Consider the following 19,128-nt stretch of genomic DNA (forward strand, 5'->3'; position numbering starts at 1 on the left):
AATTATGGCCTTGCACGAGGAAACGGTGAGCCTGATGGCCAAGATCATGTACCAGTCCAGGCCGTCAAGAACGACGACGATGGGGGCGTGCCGAACTTGTCGTTGCCCCAGTCCAGGCGGAATGGAGTGCGCGCGTTGTCTCACTGATGAGCTAGGGAGAGTTATTGAGAATCATGGGGCCGCAATTCGTTGGCTTGATTCCTTCCTGAAAGTGCAGCAGGACGAGGCCCAGGTACTCCTGTGCGCCTCTCGCGCCATGCGCAGGACATCTGGCTGAGCAATTGAGATGGGTTAGGTACTCACATGCCTTTTTTTATCAGCATCTACGATAGAAATGGAACCGGTCTTCGGCTTCCCGCGGGTTGGTGGATTGACTTGTCGGGCTCTCCCCCGGCGTTGGTCCGGCGATCGACCCGGATCGATTTGCCGATGACGTTCGTAGATGAGCATCCGCGGCTCGAGCCGGTTGTTCTGGAGGACCTCTGTCGCCGCATCGAGGGTGCACAATGGCTGATATAGATAGGTACGACCCAAGGATCGTGCGTTGGCTTAGTTTTCGCTTGAAGAACGGTCAGTCCATAGGTCCAGAAAAACTTAAAGCGATCTGGTCAGACGCGTCTGAGACCAACAATTGCATTGTGCGCAGGGAGCATGACCCGGACGGTCACGTGGTCTATGCGCTTTACGGGTCGCGTGGGCTTCAGCTGCCACGGCGCGCCGAAATTAGGCTGCGGAGAATGCTGGAAGATGCAGGCTACGCGTTCACCATGGGAGCGATAGCCGTCCGGCATCCAGTTGAAGGCTAGTCCTGCCTTCGACCCTAAGTCGACGTGAGATTAGAGATCGTTATCAGAGGTAGGGTGGATGTCCGCTCCTGGCCGATAGGGGACATCGGGGGAAAGGAGATCAGGGCTCGCTATCAGTGATGGATACAAAGCGTCTATGACGGAGTTTTGCTGATCATCCAGGGTAGTAACAGTGACTACTCTCCTCACGTCCTCGGTGGCAACCTGTCGTCACGCTGGTGCCAGTTGGGCAGCTGCGGCGCGTGGCGTTTGAGCATGGCCTGGATGGCCGCGTGCGCTTGACCTCTCTCAGTGTGCTCGCATTGGTCCAGAATCTCCCCAGCCAGCAATTCAAACTGCGGCCAGAACTGTGCCGGATGCCGCACCTGCGCCAACCAGTGCACCAGCATCTCGCCCAGCGCATCAAGCTGCACCTGGATTTCGGGGCGAACGTTCATCCCGTGGCCGGCCCCAGATCAAGCGCGACACGGTAGTGATGGCCGTCATCCCGAAGCAGGACGGTAAGGTCCGGCTGCAGCATGCCATCCACATGCAGCGTAGGCTGGCCGTGCGCAGTGCGGGTCACCACGAATTCGTAGAAGCTGCGGCCGAAGCGGTAGCTCAGTTCGAATGATGGCCAGTGATCGGGCAGGCAGGGCGCGAGCGAGAGGCGATTGCCCTCACGACGTATGCCGAGCAGGGATTCGACCAGCAGGCGATACATCCAACCGGCCGAACCGGTGTACCACGTCCAGCCGCCGCGCCCGACGTGTGGAGATACGGCGTATACGTCCGCCGCCAACACATAGGGCTCGACGCGGTAGGTCTGCACCGCCTCCGGATCCAGCGCGTGGTTGAGCGGGTTGATCATGCCGGCCAGCTCCCAGGCACGCACCGTGTCTCCCTGCTGTGCGAATGCCATGGCCGCCCACACGGCGGCGTGGGTGTACTGGCCGCCATTCTCGCGCACGCCAGGCACGTAGCCACGAATGTAGCCGGGGTCTTCCGTGGTCTGGTCGAAGGGCGGATCAAGCAGCTGGATCAGCTTGGCGTCCTTTCGCACCAGATGCGTGTACAGCGAATCCAGCGCTTGCGTGGCACGCTCAGGTGCAGCAACGCCTGACAGCACCGACCAGCTCTGTGAAATCGAGTCGATGCGGCACTCCTGGTTCTGTGACGAGCCCAACGGGGTGCCGTTGTCGAACCAGGCGCGGCGATACCATTGCCCATCCCAGGCATGCTGTTCGAGATTCTGGCGCAGGCTTTCGGCCTGTTTTTTGCACCATTGCGCCCGGGGCGCATCGCCACGCGCGTTGGCCACCCCGATGAAGCGGTGGAGCGTGTCATGCAGGAAGAAGCCGAGCCACACACTTTCACCGCGCTGCTGGTCTCCGACGCGGTTCATGCCATCGTTCCAATCACCGCTCCCCATCAACGGCAGGCCGCGCTCGCCAAGCAGCCGGCAACCGCGTTCAAGCGCCAGGACGCAGTGCGCATACAGGGTGTCGCGCTGCGTCGAAGGTGTAGGCGTGTCGTAGTAGCCTTCCTCTTCAGCGGTCACTGCACGCCCCTCGATGAAGCCGACCACGTCCTCCAGCACGCTCGCGTCGCCGGTGACCTCCAGGTAACGGCACGCGCCATGGGGTAGCCACAGATAATCGTCGGAGCAGCGGGTGCGCACGCCCCGACCTTGCGGCGGATGCCACCAGTGCATCACGTCGCCTTCGGTGAACTGGTGTGCAGCGCACAGCAGCAGGTGTTCGCGGGTCAGCTCCGGGCGAGTGTGCACGAGGGCGAGCGCGTCCTGCAGTTGGTCGCGGAAGCCGAACGCTCCGCCTGACTGATAGTAGCCACTGCGCGCCAGGTAGCGGCACCCCAGTGTCTGGTAGATCAGCCAGCCATTGGCCAGTGCGTCCAACGCCGGGTCCGGCGTACGCACCTGCACCGTGGCCAGCACATTGCGCCAGTGGATGCGCACCGCGTCCAGCGCGTCGATGGCCTCCTGGGCGCCCTGGCGGCTTCGTGCCAGCGCCAGCGCTTCCTCGCGGTCGCGGCCGGCGCCAAGGCGGAACGTGGTTTCACTGCGGTCGCCCGGCGGCAGCTCCAGTGGCACCTGGATCGCCGCACAGGGATCCAGGCCTGCGCCCATCCGTCCATCCAGCCGTTCGCGCCGCAGCGCCGCCGGTGCATGCAGGCTGCCGTTGCGGCCGATGAACTCCAGGCGATCACAGGTCCAGCCACAGCCGTCGGCATCGGTGTCGAAGAAGGCCATACGGCCGCCGAAGTCGGTGCTGTAGGCATTCCGCGCCAGCAGCGCCCCGGTCTGTGGATCGCGCTCGGTGACCACGTGCATGCGCGACTTCGCGCGCAGGTCACCCATCACCCATTCGACGTAGCCGATGGCCGACAGCCGCCGTGTCCTGCCCGACAGGTTGTGCAAGCGCAGGACCGAGAACTTCAATGGCGCGGCGACGTCGACAAACACCCACAGTTCACTGGCGATGCCGTCCTCCACATGCTCGTAGACGGTGTAGCCGAATCCATGGCGCGTACGGTATGCCCCGGTGCCCCTGCGCGGCAGCGGCATTGGCGACCAGACGTGACCGGTTTCCTCATCGCGCAGGTAAAACGCCTCGCCGCCCGTGTCCGAGACCGGGTCGTTGAGCCAGGGCGTCAAGCGGAATTCGTGCGCATTCTCGAACCACGTGTAGCCCGGCGCACTTTCGCTGACGACCGTGCCCAGGCGGGCGTTGGCGATCACGTTGGCCCATGGCGCCGGCGTCGGCGCGCCTTCGCGCACCACCACGACGTACTCGCGACCGTCCTCGCTGAAACTGCCGGTGCCGTTGTCGAACTGGCCGACGCCACGGTAGGGAAGGAACGGCCACGGATCATCCATCTCCTCGTCGTGCTCGGCGCCCGGGGGCAAGCCGGCGTCGGGGCCCGCGTCGGTGACGATGGGGAGCCCCGGAGCCGCCTCCGGCGACACTGCCAGTTCCTGCTGTACCGCCTGCGGCACCAGGGGCGGGATCCGTCGCTGAGGCAACGGTTGGCGGCCGACCTGCGCAGCGAGGGTGCCGTCCTCGTCGCTGATCACCGCCCGTGCCACCGCCTGCAACAGGACTCGGTCCTCGTGGGTCATGTTCTGCACCGGCCGTACGAAGATGCCGCCGGGGCGGTCCAGCAGGCCCGTTTCCGAACTCGCGGCCACCATCCCCAGAATCTGGTCCTGCAGTTCCTGCCGATAGCCGGCCTTGCTGTCGTTCCAGATGACCAGATCGGTATTGAGCCCCTTCTGGCGCCAATAGGCGTGCGCCTGCACCAGCTGTCTGACCAGTTCCACGTTGTCCGCATCGGTGACCTTGAGCAGCACGATGGGCAGGTCACCCGAGATGGCATGGCTCCACAGCCCGGATTGTCCGCGCTGGTTCTGCAGCAGGACCCCGGCACCCGCGCGCAGCAGTGGCCCGGCATACAGCACGTGGGCGGCCAAGCGCTCGTACAGCGCCGCCTCGGCCTGGCTGGCGTTGATCTGCCGGCGCACCACCTGGCTGTGTGTCCATGCCAGGTCGAAGACGCGGTCGGCCAGGCGGCGGTCACGGTATTTGTCTACCAGTACCTCGCAACCGGGGCGGTCGGCGCCGACGCCATACACCATGTCCAGCTGCACCGTCTGCTCTGGCCCAAGCACCACGCGGACGCGGATGGCCACGATCGGATCGAGCACTGAGCCGTCGGTGCCGGACAGATCGGCATCGGTGGTCAACGCCTGCGGCGCCCGTGGCGTGTTGCCACGGCCCAGGAAGCGCGCACGGTCGGTTTCGTAGGAGATCGAGACGACTGCTGCGTCATGCACCGCTACCAGATGGAACATCCATGGCGGCACCTCGTGGTGCGAACGAGGACGGCGGGTGCACAACACGGCCTGCTTGGCCGCCAGGATCTCGCTCTGCACGAAGAGATTGCTGAAGGCCGGATGCGCAACGTCGGCCGCGGCGGGTGCCAGTACCACTTCGGCATAGGTGGTGACCTCCACGGTGCGCGGGCGACGGCTGCGATTTGTCAGGCGCAGGCGCCTGAGCTCGATGTCGTCTTCGGCGGAGATGGCAACCTGCAGGTGGCTCTCGCAGCCGCGGCGCGTACCACGGAATTCCGCCTTGGCGTCCGAGAAGATCGCCTCGTAATGGTCTACCGCCACGCAGGTGGGTTGGTACGCAGCAGACCAGAACTCGCCGCTGTCCACATCACGCAGATAGCAGAACGACCCCCAGGCGTCGGTGGTGCCATCCTCACGCCAGCGGGTGAGCGACAGGTCGCCATGGCGGCTGTAGCCACCGCCGGCGTGGGTCAGCATGCCGTGATAGCGGCCGTTGGACAGCAGCTGTACTTCCGGGCGGGGGCCGCCCGGATCCTGCAGCACACGCAGCGACGTCTCGTCCTCGGCCATGGCCGAGTGCTCGCCCAGCGCCTCCACCTCGTGCGGGTGGAATACGCCGATGCGCGGAATGCGCTCCTGCAGCAACAGCAGGGTGGCCTGGAACTCGACATCGGCAAGGAACCGGCGCTGCATTGGCTGATCGCGCAGCAGGTAGTCCAGCGACAGCAGACCCATGCCCTGGTGGTGGGCCATGAACGAACGCAACAGTACGTGATCCTGCCCGGGCGGCACTCGCGCGGGCGTGTAGTCGATGGCCTCGTACATGCCAAAGCGCCCGGTAAAGCCCAATTCCGCCAGCTCCTGCAGGTTCTGGCAGGCTGCTTCCGGCGCCACCATCAGTGCCATCATGCTCGCATAGGGTGCGATGACCCGATCCTGGCCGAGGCCACGCTTGAGCCCCAGCCCCGGCACACCAAACGCCCGGTACTGGTAGTTCAGGCGGGCGTCGACGGCGTTGTAGCCGGACTCGGACACCCCCCATGGCAGGTTCAGGGTACGACCGTAGACGATCTGCGCCTCGACCGCGTGCCGCGTGGTCTGGTCCAGCAGCGTGTCCGGATAGCTGGGCATCACCAGCTGGGGCATGAGGTACTCGAACATCGAGCCACTCCATGACAACAGCGTCGGCGTACCGTTGACCTCGGTGAGCATCCGCCCAAGCGCGAACCAGCTTTCCTGCGCCAGCTGGCCCTGGGCGATGGCGACGAAGGCGCACAGCCGCGCTTCGGAGGCCAGCAGGTCGTAGAAGCTGTTGTCGAGGCGATGGTCGTCGACGTTGTAGCCGATCGAGAGCAGGTTGCGGGTGCGGTAGAACAGGAACCCGTATTCCATCAGCGAGAACTGCCCGGCGCGGTGCGCAAGGCCCTGCAGCTCCTCAATGCGCGCGCGCGCGTCCGCACCCGCTGTACCGGGCAGGGCGGCCAGCTGGCGGAGGCTTGGCACCGGGGCCTCGTCGTCCATCGTGGCATCGGCAGGGAGGTCAGCGAGTGCCGCCTGGGCGGCGTGGCATTCGGCAGCGAACAGGCCCGGCCAATGCAGTTCGCCTTCCCCGGGCGACGGTGGCGCGGGCCACTGCGCCAGCAATAGGTCGGCCAGGTCCGCCAACTCCTGCAAGCGGGCAAGAGTCTCCGCCGTTCCGGCAGGGCGGTCGATACACGTTGAGGCCAGACGCTGGCGAAGGTGATTGAGCGCCTCGACCAGTGGTGCATCGTTGGGGCGACAACGCTGCCGTTCCTCTTCCAGTACACCGAGCGTATCGGCCAAACCATCGAACGTGTGCGGCGCCAGTACCGGCGCATCCACCAGCGCGAGCAGGCCCTGGCGCAGCGTCAGCAGGTGGCCGGCCAGGTTGCCGCTGTCCACGGTGGAGACATAGCGCGGCGGCAGCGGCGCCAGGGTTCCGGTGTCGTACCAGTTGAGGAAGTGACCGCGATGGCGCGGCAGCTTGTCCAGCGTATCGAAGGTGAGGGCCGTACGTTCAGCAACCGCGCCCATCTGCAGGTAGCCGAAATCCCAGGCCGACAGATTGGCCAGAAGGGACAGGCCGATGTTGGTTGGCGAGGTGCGGCGTGCCACCACCAGCGACGGATGCTCCTGGATGTTGTCCGGTGGCAACCAATGATCCTGCTCACGCACCCAGGCCTGGAAGAAAGACCAGGTGCGCCGCGCCAGCCGGCCCAGAAACGCCCGCTGCGTAACGGACAGCTCCGCCACGATGGCCGCAGGGGGACGGCCCAACCAAGCCATCAACGCCGGCGCAAAGGTCCATGCCAACAGCAAGGGCAGGGCGGCCGGCAATGCCTGCGGGCGCACGCTGGCCACTGCCGCCAACAGAGCCAGTGACAGCAGTGAGGCCGGCGCCATCACCCTCCATTCCGCGCCGCGGTCACTACCGAGACGGCGCTCGACTTCGCTGGAGGGGTTCCACTGCAGCAGGTGACGGCGCGTGACGGCCATGCGCCAGAGTGTGCGCAGCACCGCATCACTGGCCAGCAACGCTTCGAAGGGCAGACATGCGACCTGGGTCGACGCGCGCAGCAACGACTGCAGCGTACCGCGCCCTACCTTGATGTAATGCGCCTCCAGCGGTGTGTCGTCCGGAACGTTCAGTGCATCGCGCAGCATTCCTACCAGCGGCGGGGCGAACCACAGGGCCAGCACCCACGCCGTCCAGGCAGCAGGGTTTCCGGCATACAACCAGCCCAACACCAGCAAGGCCAGGGCAGCGATCGGCACCAGGCTGCGGCGCAGGTTGTCCAGCAACTTGCCGCGGGACAGCAGGCTGAGCCGGTTGCGCTCCCAGCCCGGGCCCGGGCGCGGTGTCCACGGCATCAACCAGGGCAACAGCTGCCAGTCACCGCGGATCCAGCGCGCACGGCGCTTGGCGTCGGCGGCGTAACGTTCGGGGTAGTCCTCGTACAGGCGCACGTCACTGACCAGACCTGCGCGCGCATAGCAGCCTTCCAGCAGGTCGTGGCTGAGGATGCGGTTCTCGGGCAGGCGGCCCTCGAGCGCTAGTTCGAAGGCGTCGACGTCATAGATGCCCTTACCCACGAACGAGCCTTCGTCGAACAGGTCCTGGTAGACGTCGGAGACCATGCGCGTGTATGGATCGATGCCAGGCTCGCTGCCGAACATCCGGGCAAAACGCGAGGTTCGGCGCCGGCCCAGGCTGGTGCCTACGCTGGGCTGCAGGATGCCGTACCCCTCCACCACGCGTTGCAGCGTCGGGTCGAAGCGCGGGCGGTTGAGTGGGTGCGCCAAGGTGGCGACAAACGCGCGTGCCGCATCCCGCGGAAGTTGCGTGTCCGAATCCAACGTGATGACGTAACGGACACCGATCAACGCCGCCGCGTCGCCGACGATGCGCATGAACGCGGCGGCGTCGCCCTGACGGAGCAGGGCATTGAGCGCTGCCAGCTTGCCGCGCTTGCGCTCGTGTCCCATCCACACGCCTTCACCAGGATTCCATTGCCTGGGGCGGTGCAGCAGGTAGAAGCGATCACCGCGCTCTGGCGCGTAGCGCCTGTTCAGCTCTTCGATCCGCGCCACGGCGTGCGCAAGCAGGGCGTCGTCCATCGGCACCGTGGCTGCCGCTGCGTCGAGAAAGTCCGTCAGCAGCAGGAAGCGCAGCTGGGGATCCCGGTTGGCCAGGAAGCGGACCTCCAGCGCTTCCACCAGCACGTCGATTCCGTCCATGCTGGACAGCATCGAGGGGACCGCGACCACGGTGGCGCAGGCGGCAGGAATGCCCTCGCTGAAATCCAGCTTGGGCAGCGGCCTGGGTGCAACCAGCACCGTCGCTGCCCAGTTCACCAGCACGATGCCCAGTTCACTGAACACCAGCAGCGCGAGCAGCGCGGCCAGACAGATGTGTACAGAACCACCGCCGGTTGCCAGCAGGGCAGCGGTGGCCAGAACTGCCAGCAGGGCGATCGGCAGCAGGTACAGCGCAAGCGGCACGCGATGTGCCAGTTGCCGTGCCCTGCGGTGGCGCGGTGCTGCCTCCGCTACCGCTTCAACGGTGGCGTTGCGGCCTTCGCCAACCAGCCAGTAGCCCACGTGCGTGCGCGGCCCATCCGGCGGCGTAGCCGCCCGTGCCAGATCCAGTGCGATGCTGGCAACGCGCTCCTCTGCCATTCGGCTACCGCGGGCGATCTTCTCCACCACGTGGCGATAGCTGTCGCGGGTGGCGAAATCCATTTGCGCGTACACGGCCATCGGGTCTTCCCGCAGGCGCTGCTCCACCACACTCATCTCTTCAACAAACGTGCGCCAATCCATGGTGGACAGAAAGCGCAGGCTGCCGATGCTGTTGCCGATGGATACCTGATCGGCCGCCTGCTGCTGCCCCTCGGCGGCGACCAGCTCGTCCACGCGCTGCCCGGCCGCTGCAGCCCATTGTTCCAACCATGCGACAGGCATGGCCCACGCACCGCCGCGCCCCTGCAGCGAGCGCGTCAGCTCGGCGATGAATGCGCCGGTCAACGGCGGCGCGGACCGTGCCATGTCGGCAACCACGAGGACCACTTCGGTGGGGGTCTCGGAGGCGGCTTGATTCAGGTTGTCAGCCCATTTCGAAGCCAGGCGTCGCTCGGTTCCATCGCGCATCACCCGCGCAGCCATGCGCCGCAGATTCTCCAGCAGAGCCAGGCGCAGCATGATGGGAACTGCCCACAGTTCGCCCAAGCTCAGTGGCGCGAGAGACTGGTATGAGGCAATGAACCGGCCCAGCGTGTCTGCGTCAATGCGCCCATCACCATGCGCAATGGCCTGCATCGACAGTTCGTATACCCGCGGCAATCCAGCCGAGGGGCCTGAGGCAAGTGAAGGCAGCTGCCGGCTGTAGCCGCGCGGCAGGTGCCGGCGCGCGGTCTGGATCTGTTCCTCGATCAGGTAGTAGTTGTCGAGCAGCCATTCCCCCGCCGGGGTTACCGGCCGCTGTTCGCGCACCACGCTGCTGAGTAGCGTGTTGGCGTCTAACAGCACGCGCTCATTGGCTTGCAGACGACCGAGCAAGCGCTCCGGGCCGGGGTGCATCCGTACGCGATGCTGGCGTGCAAGCGCGCGGCCGTACACCTCCATCTGTTCAACGCTGTACAGCGCGGCGCGCAGTGGGCCTTCGGTGGGCTCGATGGCCGGCGCCGAGGCCTGGTGCTCACGCCATCGCCAGCGCAAGCGACGGCGCAGGCGCAGCCAGCTACCAAATAGACGACGAAGGTGGGGCATGGGCTACCAGGGGAGGGGCGCGTCCTGCATAGTTGCATCGGATGTGCATCGCTGGCTGTGAAGGCCAGTCGCCGGCTGGAATCACCTGTGCTGTTTACGGTTACGAGCCTGCTGTTCTTCAAAGGCGCGCAGATATCAGACGGGCCAGGAAGCTGATTAACTTCTCTAAAGCAGTTGATCTCTCAGGAAGGACGCATGGGGGCAGCCGGCCTACTTAAGGTGGGAGCCACCATACCTCGGCACAGTGACGATTCGCTTGGGCGGCTAGACCCAAGTGTCCGCTTCTGGCCGGAAGCGGACATTGGCGGGGCAGGGGATTAGGAAGATTTATCGGGGGTAGGGAAAGGCGCCATCCGATCCGAAGCCAAAGCCCTAGATCAGGCAACCGGAGGCATAGCGGTCCTCTTTCACGTACATCAGTCAAGTTTGATCGTCGTACCGAATGCCTTCAGGACAGACTGGTCGATCAGCTACACCTTCAGATCTCAGAGCTAACGGAGCAGCGGGATCTTGGGCTTCGGAGAGCCGATCGCGCTGAGGCAGCAAGACAACATCTTGATGCCCGGCTTCATGAAATGCTGGAAACGGCAAAATCTGAGCGAGAGGACTGGACCGAGTACGTCAGATCTGTCGAGAATCGAACGCTCGGCGACGTGGATCGATCTCGGCAGGAGGCGAAAGATCTCCAGGCTCAACTCATCAATCAGGCCAGAGCCCAGAGGGCAATCGAGGATCAGCTACGCCAGGAGCTGCATGCAGCCCACTCTGCAGCTATCTCGGCCGGTCAAGCTGCCGATGTTCTCCGGGGCAGGTGCGAGGGACTTGAGAAGCGACTCAGCAGTCTGCGAGAACTTCCGGCGCAACTGGAGGCAGCCTTCAAGCGGAACACACCGAAGCAAGCGACCCCAAGGTTGCGCCCACGACGCCAGAGCCCGAAGGCGACATGAGCGTAACCGCCGAAGGGTCCCCGAACAGATGCATCGACCTTCTGCAACTTTCCGACTCATGCTGGCTGCATCGATTGTCGCCCGCACGCGCGCCACCACCTGATCGTGATGAATCGCCGGTCGCGCATCGGCAATGGCGCGCTCAATTTTTGCCCGGAGCCACTGGTTGTAGCTCTCGGCCACGGAGGAACCGTATGCCAACTGTCTTACGAACAGGGTCGAAGGCAGCTACAGCCGACACTTCCTTATTTAGGATGGTGTCCCTGAATGCCTCAAAATTCCCAATGAAATCAAGAAGGGGCACGATCCTAAGCAAAAGGACAAGAATCAAGAAAACTGACAACAGCGCCGCCAGCCATTGCCACGCAGAGGCCACGAGTGCCGCAGCACGGGCCGTCCATGATTTCGCATAATGTATATTATGTTACCCAAAGAAGTGCGCGGATCCTCCCCAGGCCCTACAACCGCTCAATCCGCTCCACATAGATCACATCCTCCGAGCACCCGAACCCTTCGATCTTCCGATCCTTGATCTCCCACCAGATCACTTCGTCCATCCGTGGCCGGAGCTGCATGGATCCCGCAATCACCACACGCTTCCCAAACCAGCGCAGCCTGTCCTTCAACACGTGCTTGGGAAGTGCCAGATCAAAGCATCTGCCGTCATCTACGCGGATCTCACCAAGGCCGTGACCGCCTGGGTACACCTCCAGCGTGCCGGTGACCTCGATCATGGCGTCGGCCACGGCCGGTTCTGGTTCGGGCTCTGCAGCTGAAACGGATCCCACAGCCCACGCTATGCTGACCAAGCCCAGGGCCACGGCCAGGCTGCAGAGCAATCGATTCGAAGGCGGCACGGTCCAGCTCCTGGGTTGCACATGGCAGGCCCAGACTCTACGCCGGCATCAGCCGCAAGGGGTAATGAGGTCGGAGCCTCTCGCGTTGCGACAGGATCCGACCCCGGACGTCCTCGCGTCAGCCATGGTCAAACTGCGCTTGGAACTGAAATGGGGTCGGAGCCTTTCGCGTTGCGAAAGGCTCCGACCCCGGCCACCCGGGCAGGGGATCCCTCCCCGGCCCACCCTGCCCCCTTGGTCAGTAGTCGTAGCTCACGCTCACCCGCAGCGATCGCGGCGCCTGCCGTACCGTCGCCGCGCCGTACAGCGGGTCAGGCTGCCCCGGGTCCAGCTCCGAATAGGGCGATTTCCACAGCGCCGTCTGGCTGTTGAACACGTTGAAAACGTCCAGATTGAAGCCCAGCCGGCCATCTGCAGCCGCAGGACGGTAGGAAACGCCCAGATCCAGCTGCTTCAGCCACGGCAGGCGGCCCTGGCTGCCGGGAGGTGCCGGCTGGCCGTTGTAGAAGTGGTAGGCAATGCCGTAGCCAGACGGATCTTCGAAATTCGGCCCGTAGGAACCCAGCGCACTGAACGGCGTGCCCGAAAGCGCCTTGATGTTGGCCGACACCAGCCACTCCGGCGTGATCTGATAGTAGCCGTGCAGCTTGATCTGGTGGGTGTGGTCGTTGCTCTGCGGACCGTTGGTGTGCTCCATCAATTGCGCGTAATCCCAGGCCTGCGTGGTGGACACCGCGGTCTGGCCGATGCCCGACAGCAACTGGCCTTCGGTGGTGCCGTAGCTGCGCGACCAGGTGTAATCGGCACGGGCGTACCAGCGGCCATCAAACGGGTGCTCCAGCGACAGGTTCACCGCGTAGTAGTTGCGTTTGAAGCGCGGGAAGCCCATTTCCGCATTACTGAGCGGCACGGACACGTAATTGCCGCTGGTATCGACCAGGTTGAAGGTGTTTGCCCGGCCCGGATTGATCAGCCAGCAACTGACCGGATTGCTGTCCTTGGTCACGTTGTAGCCCAGGCTGCTGGCCTTGCCCAGCACGGCGTCGATATCGCAGTAATCATCCACGCCGCTACGCAGCACGCGGTACGTGGCCTTGGCGCCGTACACCCAGTTCTGGCCCAGCGCCTTGCTGAAGCCCAGGATGAACTCGTCCTGGTAGGACGGCTCGATACCCGAGGTGGCCACTGTCTTCGCATCCGGCAGCAGGCCGTAGTTGTTGTTGGACGACACCGCGCCAGAGAACGCGGTCAGATCGGTCGGGTAGCCGTTGCTGTCGATGCCTCCGTATGTGTAATAGGTGGACGTTGCCAGGGTGGCGCCGGCGGCATTGAAGGCCGGGTTCAGTGGCAGCGCCAGGTAGTAGCGGCCCACGTTGCCGAACACCTTGAAGCGCCCGTCCCCGCCCACGTCCCAGCTGAAGCCCAGGCGCGGCGCCCACTGCCCGCTGGTCTGCTTGATATACGCGTCGCCATCACGGTTGAAGTTGGTGAACTGGTCCAGGCGCAGGCCCAGGTTCAACAGCAGGCGATCGGTCACCTGCCAGTTGTCTTCGATGTACTGCGCCCGCTGCGAGGCTCGCACCGAGGCCAGTGCGCTGTAGATGTACTGGCGCACGTAGTACCCGTCTTGACCATTGCGGATACCACCGGTGGCCGGCACGCCCAGGCCCGTATTGATCGGCACGTTCGGGTTGGACTGGCCGTAGATCCAGTAGTAACCATCGGCCGATGCCACCGAGCCACGATTCAGTGCGCGCGCGTTCTGGTTGTCGATACCGACGGTGATGCTGTGGTTGCCCCACACGTAGTTCGCATCCAGCCGCAGATTGTTGGTGCGGTTGCCACGGTCCGGGTTCACCAGCAGCGACGTGGTCTGTGCATTGGTGACGGGCGTGCCACCGGTAATGGTCGGGTTCTGCAGCGATGCGTTGCTGATGTAGGTCAGGCTGCCGTCGTAGGCTGGATTGCCGATGTAGTCATCGGTGTTCATTTCGCCGTATTGCGCGCTCACCGTCAGGCGGTCGGTCAGGTAGCCGGTGTACTTGGCCGTCCATAGGTCGCCACCGGTCTTGGTGGTGTCTTCCTTGCCGCGCTGCTCGCCCCGGCTCAGCGTGTCGTAGTCATAGGCAAAGATGTCGCCGCGGAACACGTTGCGGCTGGACGCACCGGTCAGTTCCAGCAGGTGGTTGTCGGTGATGTTCCAGTCCAGCTTGGCGTACCAGCGCGGCCGGCTGTATTCGTACTTTGAATAGGAATTGGTGGCCTCGACGTTCTTCACGTCGGTGCCCTCGCGGCGCTCCAGTTCGTAGGAACCGAAGAAGAACAGCCGGTCTTCGATCAGCGGGCCGCCGGCATAGACGCTCTGCGTGGTCACCCACTCGCGGTCCTTGCTCTCGGGCGCGTACAGCGCGCCGTCGCCCGGGTAGCGCACATCGTCCTTGTCCGATCGCGCCGAGGCCGGCTCCCACGTCACCTGGCCGCCGAAGTGCCAGTCATTGGTGCCGCGCTTGCCAACGGCGTTGATCACGCCGCCATCGGAGCGGCCGTACTTGGCGCTGTAGCCGCCGGTGTAGATTTCCTGCTGGTCGATGCTGCCGTACGGCAGGGTCAGGCCGCCCAGGCCACGCAAGGGATCGGTCGAGTTGAAGCCGTTGATGTAGTACGCGTTTTCTGCGGCCGACGAGCCGCCAAAGCTCACCAGCTGTGCGCCGGTCGGGCCGGCATACAAGTTGGGCGATGGCCTCGGCCGAGCGCCCCAGCGGGAGCCGCTGCAGCTGCTCGGCGGTGATGACGGTGCGTGAATCCACGCTGCTGACATCGATCGCCGCGGCGGCGCGATCCGCGCTGACCTGCACGCCATCCAGCCGGGTAATGCCGGCAAAGGACACTTCCGTGCTGGCGCCCACGGTCAGCGCCACATCCTGGCGGGATTCCAGCACCTTGCCCTCGGCATCGCGCGCTTCCACCGAATAGCGACCCAGTGGCAGCTGGCTGACACTGAAGCGCCCGCGTGCATCGACCGCCACCTCTCGGCTGAGGCCGGTGTCACTGCGAACGAAGATGCGCTGCGTGGAAGGCGGCGCCTGGCCGGCGATGGCACCGGTGGTGGACTGCGCATGCAGCGCGGGAGACGCGGTGGCAAGCGCCACCACCAACGCCAGCAGACGCGGGCGCAGTGAAGAACGAGCTGTCGTCATCGTGTATCGGTACGGGTAGTGGGGGAAGCGCTGCCCACGCGCCGCAACCGACGCGCCAGACATTGCACATTCATTAACCCCGCTCGCGCCCCAATGCAGAAATGCCCAGTGGTTATCTGCTATTGGCCGATGGCGATAGGCAGGGCGCTGCCCTCCCCTCGCATACGCACCTCGCTCCGCCGTGACGCGTCACGTTAATAGTGCCGGGCACGCGGTGCCTTGATGGTCGAAACGCCAACGCAACGCGCACGCTTTCGCAGCGCTTAGGCTAAAAACGACGCGCTGCAACAAATAGGAATAATCGTAAAACTCGAACGAATTCGAGGTTTGCGCGACGTGCAGCGCCAGAATGGGCGCCACGCCCCAGCGGCGCCGATCACCTCCCGCGCATGAACGGATTCCCTGCACCGCGCCGCCTGCGTCTGGCACTGCTGGACGACCACGATGTCGTCCGTCGCGGCACCGCGCTCCACCTGGGTACCGATTTCCGCTTCCAGATCGTGGCCAGCCACTCCGCCAGCGCGTGTTTTGCACAGACGCTGCAGCAGGAGGGGGTCGACGTGGGCATCATCGACCTCAGCCTGGCGCCCGGCGATCTGAGCGGTACGGCGCTGGTGGAACATCTGCGCGAGCACGCACCACGCACCCCGTTGCTCGCGTTTGCCGGGCAGGCCTCTGCCGCGGCGATCAGCCACCTGCTGGCGGCCGGCATCAATGGCTATGTCGGCAAATCCGAGCCGCTAAGCGAACTGGCCGACGCCGTGGTGCGCGTGTCGCAGGGGCTGTACCGCATTCCCGCCGCGTGTCGGCGGCTGCCGGGCCAGGATGAGTTGAGTCGCAACGAGCGCGAAGTGATGCGCCTGCTGCTGGCCGGCTTCACCGTTTCGCAGATCGCGCAGTACCGACACCGCAGCGTCAAGACCATCAGCACCCAGAAAGTCGCGGCGCTGCGCAAGCTGGGGCTGCGCAACGACGCCGAGATCTTTGCCATGCGCCGCGAACTGGAGGCCTTATGAGCTGCACGCCCACCCCTTGGCGCAACGTGGCAATGGTGGCCGCACTGACCCTGCTGCCCTGCGCCTCCGCCGGCGATACGAATGTGTGGCAATGGGGCGATGGTCGCCAGGTGCGCGTAGCCACCTACCCCACCCTGCGCCCCTTTCCTGACGCCCCGGGCAGTCGCCCAGTGCTGCCCACCATCGCCCACGGCTATGCCGAGCTGGTGGAGCGCCACTCCGGGCTGACCTTCGTCGATACGCCCTATGACAGTCTGCACCAGGCCTTGATTGCCCTGTGCAGCCGCGAAGCCGACCTGATCCTGGTGCAGGGCAGCGCCATCGACCACGATGCTTCCTGCGCATTACAGACCGGTCGGCGCAGCTTCCCCGGCGCAATGACGGCCCTGGCCGGGCGCAACGGAACGCGCCTGCCGCGCGATGCCGACGGGCTGGATGCGGTGGTGCTGGCCGCCGTGCAGGGTGGCGCGTACCCCGGCTGGCTGGCACAGCACGCCGGTGATGTCCGGGTGCTGCCGGTACCGAATGTCTACGCCGCACTGGCCGCGGTGGAGGCCGGTGCGGCTGACGCGGCCATCGGCATGGAAGCCTCGCTGCGCCCGATCCTGCGCCGGTATTTCAACGAGGGCCTGAAACTGCAGCCGATCCGCTCGGGATTTCCGCAACAGCTGCATCTGCTGGCCCACGCTGATGAGCGGGCGCTGCTGGATCGGGTGGAACAAGGCCTGGACAGGATCACCCTGGAAGAGCACGCCGCGCTTGGTCATCGCTGGGCCGTGCAGACCCTGCCCCGGTCGATTGCCGACGCATTGGCACAGGCGGGCGTGCGCGGTTCGTCGGTACTGCTGCCCGCGGTCGCACTGGTCGTGGGCGGGCTTTGGCTGCGTCGCCGGCTGGCCGGGCGTTGGCGCCAGCGCTCGCAGTCGCAGGCGCGAGCGGTGGGCATGCTCAGTCACGAAGTGCGCAATTCGGTGCACCTGGTAATGTCGGCGCTGGATCTGCTGCGGCAGTTGCAGCTGCCCGCCAGTGCGCGCGACCTGGTGAGCGCGGCCAATCGCGCGACACTGGAACTTCGCGGGCGACTGAATCGCGCACTGGATTTCTCGCGCCTGGCAGCCGGCACGTTCCAGCCCAGCCCGCGCCCCTGCGACGCGGCCGACATCGCAACCCAGGCGCTGGACGCCATCACCCCCGAAGCCCAGCGCAAGGGACTGACCCTGCATCTGGACGTATCGCCACAACCGCTGCCGGGGCTGCAACTGGACCCGGACTGCCTGCGGCAGTTGCTGGACAACCTGCTGGGCAATGCCATCAAGTTCACCGATGCCGGCGGCATCGAGCTGCGCGCGCAGTTGCTGGCTGACGCAGACGCCGCGCAGTTGCTGGTGGATGTGATCGACAGCGGCATCGGCATTGCGCCGGCGCAGATGGCGGTGCTGTTCCAACCTTTCCAGCCCGGCGACGAGGGACAGGCGCGCGGCGGCAGTGGCCTGGGGCTGTCGATCTGCCGCGAGCTGGCAGCATCGATGGGCGGTACGCTGGACGTGCACAGTGTGCAGGGCCGCGGCAGTCGCTTCAGCCTGCGCCTGCCGGTCACGGTCATCCCGTTGCCGGATGCCCAGGCACCGGCCGCGCCAACGGCCGCGGCCGCGCCGCTGCTGGCAGGCCTGGATATGCTGCTGGTGGAAGATCACACGCTGTCGCGCCGGGTACTGGCCGCGCAGCTTCGCAAGCACGGCGCGACCGTGCATGAAGTGTCCAGCGCTGGCGCGGCCCTGTTGCGCCAGGCGGCCGCGCAGCACGCGGTCATCCTGCTGGACATCGAGCTGGGGCGCAGCAACGGCTACGCGCTGGCGCCGCAGCTGCGCCAGGCCAGTACGGCCAAAAGCGGCACACCGCAGATCCTGGCGCTGTCGGCCCACACTGGGCCCACGCACCGGCAGCGCTGCCTGCAGGCTGGCTTCGATGGCGTACTGAGCAAGCCGCTGCAGCTGGATGCGTTGCTGCAGGCGCTGGGCCGTGGCGATGCAACGGCCGAACCGCCGGCGCATGACAGGAGCGCGCTGACGGCAGAGATTGCCGAGGATCTGCGGCGCGAACATGCGGCAGCAGAAAGTGCGGTGCGTGCTGGCGATGGCGTGGCACTGGCGCACCATGCGCACCGGTTGCATGGTGCGTTACAGATGCAGGGCCTGCACGAACTGGCGGCGAAGGCCGCAACACTAGCCCAGCACGGGCGCGAACGCACGCCCGATTGGGGCGCTGCATTGCAGCTGGTCGATCAACTACGCGGCGTACACGACCCCGGCGTTACCGGGGCCGTGTAGCCGTTCTGAATCAGGCGGCGCTGCGCGCAATCTGGCGACGGGTCAGGTCGTTGAAGCGGCCCAGCGACATCAGGTGCTGGTGAATCAGTGCCAGCCAGCCGTTGCGGTGCCATTCGACCACGGTCGCGTCGGGCAGTGCGATGAACTTCTCGACATCCACCACGAAGAAGCCGTTGAGGTTGAATTCGCGGCCATCGGGCAGGCGCACGTTGGCATTGCGCTCCACCAGCAGGTTGTTGTCCACCAGCGCCTTGGAGAAGGCCTGGGTCTGGTCGTGTTCGCGGGTGAACTGACCACAGAATTCCAGCGCCTGCTGCACCAGCTCGGTGGCCTTGCCATCGGCGAACAGCGGCTGGCCTTCCTCGCCACCGCGGGCGATGCGGGCGCTGTCTTCGTCGATGCCCAGCAGGAAGTCGTTGCCTTCGCCGGTGTCGATGAAGATGAAGGGGTGGCGGCGCAGGTAGGCCGGAATGTAGGTCTCATCGGCCCACAGGCCATCGGTGATGAACAGGTTGTCGGTGGTGATGCCCACCGCCGCCATCGGCACCGCGCTGGGGCCGGCGAACAGGATCGGGAAGTGGTGCAGCGCCAGCGAGAATTCGCCCAGCACCAGCGGGATGGAGTTGCTGCTGGCAGCAAATTCGAGCTTGCCCGGCAGGATGCGCACGTCGGCATGCTTGTCGGCCTGCAGCGGCACCGGACGGGTGTAGAACAGGGGCGCGCTGCTCGGTGCAGCTTCGGTGGTGGTGTCGCTGGTAGTGGTCATCGTAAAACCATGTCGATCATGCGCGCCTGCCATCCCGGGCGCGCCAGCGGGAACAACCTGAACCCCG

The 19,128-nt window shown here is 65.3% G+C and carries 7 protein-coding genes and 1 pseudogene; 2 read left to right on the forward strand and 6 right to left on the reverse strand.

The genetic code is table 11. From position 1 onward, the window contains the following. Positions 1-991: 991 nt before the first annotated feature. From G4G00_RS11550 to G4G00_RS11565, 5 genes and pseudogenes are all read right to left on the reverse strand, one after another. Positions 992-1,243, reverse strand: coding sequence for a hypothetical protein (locus G4G00_RS11550; protein ID WP_108753090.1), 252 nt, complete (start codon positions 1,241-1,243; stop codon positions 992-994). Beyond that, positions 1,240-9,951, reverse strand: a complete 8,712-nt coding sequence (locus G4G00_RS11555) for a glycoside hydrolase family 94 protein (RefSeq protein WP_108753089.1) — start codon at positions 9,949-9,951, stop codon at positions 1,240-1,242. The genes G4G00_RS11550 and G4G00_RS11555 overlap by 4 nt, the downstream gene beginning before the upstream one ends. Positions 9,952-10,688: 737 nt before the next feature. Continuing rightward, on the reverse strand, positions 10,689-11,081 hold the full coding sequence (locus tag G4G00_RS22140; protein ID WP_325051506.1) for a hypothetical protein: 393 nt from the start codon (positions 11,079-11,081) through the stop codon (positions 10,689-10,691). 275 nt (positions 11,082-11,356) lie between these two features. Continuing rightward, positions 11,357-11,644 carry a hypothetical protein gene (locus G4G00_RS11560; protein WP_164273596.1) on the reverse strand — a complete coding sequence of 96 codons (288 nt, stop codon included), beginning with the start codon at positions 11,642-11,644 and terminating at the stop codon, positions 11,357-11,359. 349 nt (positions 11,645-11,993) lie between these two features. Then, positions 11,994-14,952, reverse strand: a pseudogene (locus G4G00_RS11565) (TonB-dependent receptor). 389 nt (positions 14,953-15,341) lie between these two features. On the opposite strand from G4G00_RS11565, the gene G4G00_RS11570 reads away from it, so the two are divergent. After that, positions 15,342-15,968, forward strand: a complete 627-nt coding sequence (locus tag G4G00_RS11570; RefSeq protein ID WP_164273599.1) for a response regulator transcription factor — start codon at positions 15,342-15,344, stop codon at positions 15,966-15,968. Further along, on the forward strand, positions 15,965-18,295 hold the full coding sequence (locus G4G00_RS11575) for an ATP-binding protein (protein ID WP_164273602.1): 2,331 nt from the start codon (positions 15,965-15,967) through the stop codon (positions 18,293-18,295). The genes G4G00_RS11570 and G4G00_RS11575 overlap by 4 nt, the downstream gene beginning before the upstream one ends. A gap of 10 nt (positions 18,296-18,305) precedes the next feature. Here the strand turns inward: G4G00_RS11575 and G4G00_RS11580 are convergent, their stop codons facing one another. Continuing rightward, positions 18,306-19,061, reverse strand: coding sequence for a SapC family protein (locus G4G00_RS11580; RefSeq protein WP_108753082.1), 756 nt, complete (start codon positions 19,059-19,061; stop codon positions 18,306-18,308). Between the last annotated feature and the right edge of the window lie 67 nt (positions 19,062-19,128).

It is taken from the genome of Stenotrophomonas sp. B1-1, assembly GCF_010894375.1.
Lineage (GTDB): Bacteria > Pseudomonadota > Gammaproteobacteria > Xanthomonadales > Xanthomonadaceae > Stenotrophomonas.

Coding starts and splice junctions, on each gene's coding strand:
- G4G00_RS11550 (WP_108753090.1), bottom strand. CDS start 1,243: ATGAACGTTCGCCCCGAAATCCAGGTGCAGCTTGATGCGCTGGGCGAG.
- G4G00_RS11555 (WP_108753089.1), bottom strand. CDS start 9,951: ATGCCCCACCTTCGTCGTCTATTTGGTAGCTGGCTGCGCCTGCGCCGT.
- G4G00_RS11570 (WP_164273599.1), top strand. CDS start 15,342: ATGAACGGATTCCCTGCACCGCGCCGCCTGCGTCTGGCACTGCTGGAC.
- G4G00_RS11575 (WP_164273602.1), top strand. CDS start 15,965: ATGAGCTGCACGCCCACCCCTTGGCGCAACGTGGCAATGGTGGCCGCA.
- G4G00_RS11580 (WP_108753082.1), bottom strand. CDS start 19,061: ATGACCACTACCAGCGACACCACCACCGAAGCTGCACCGAGCAGCGCG.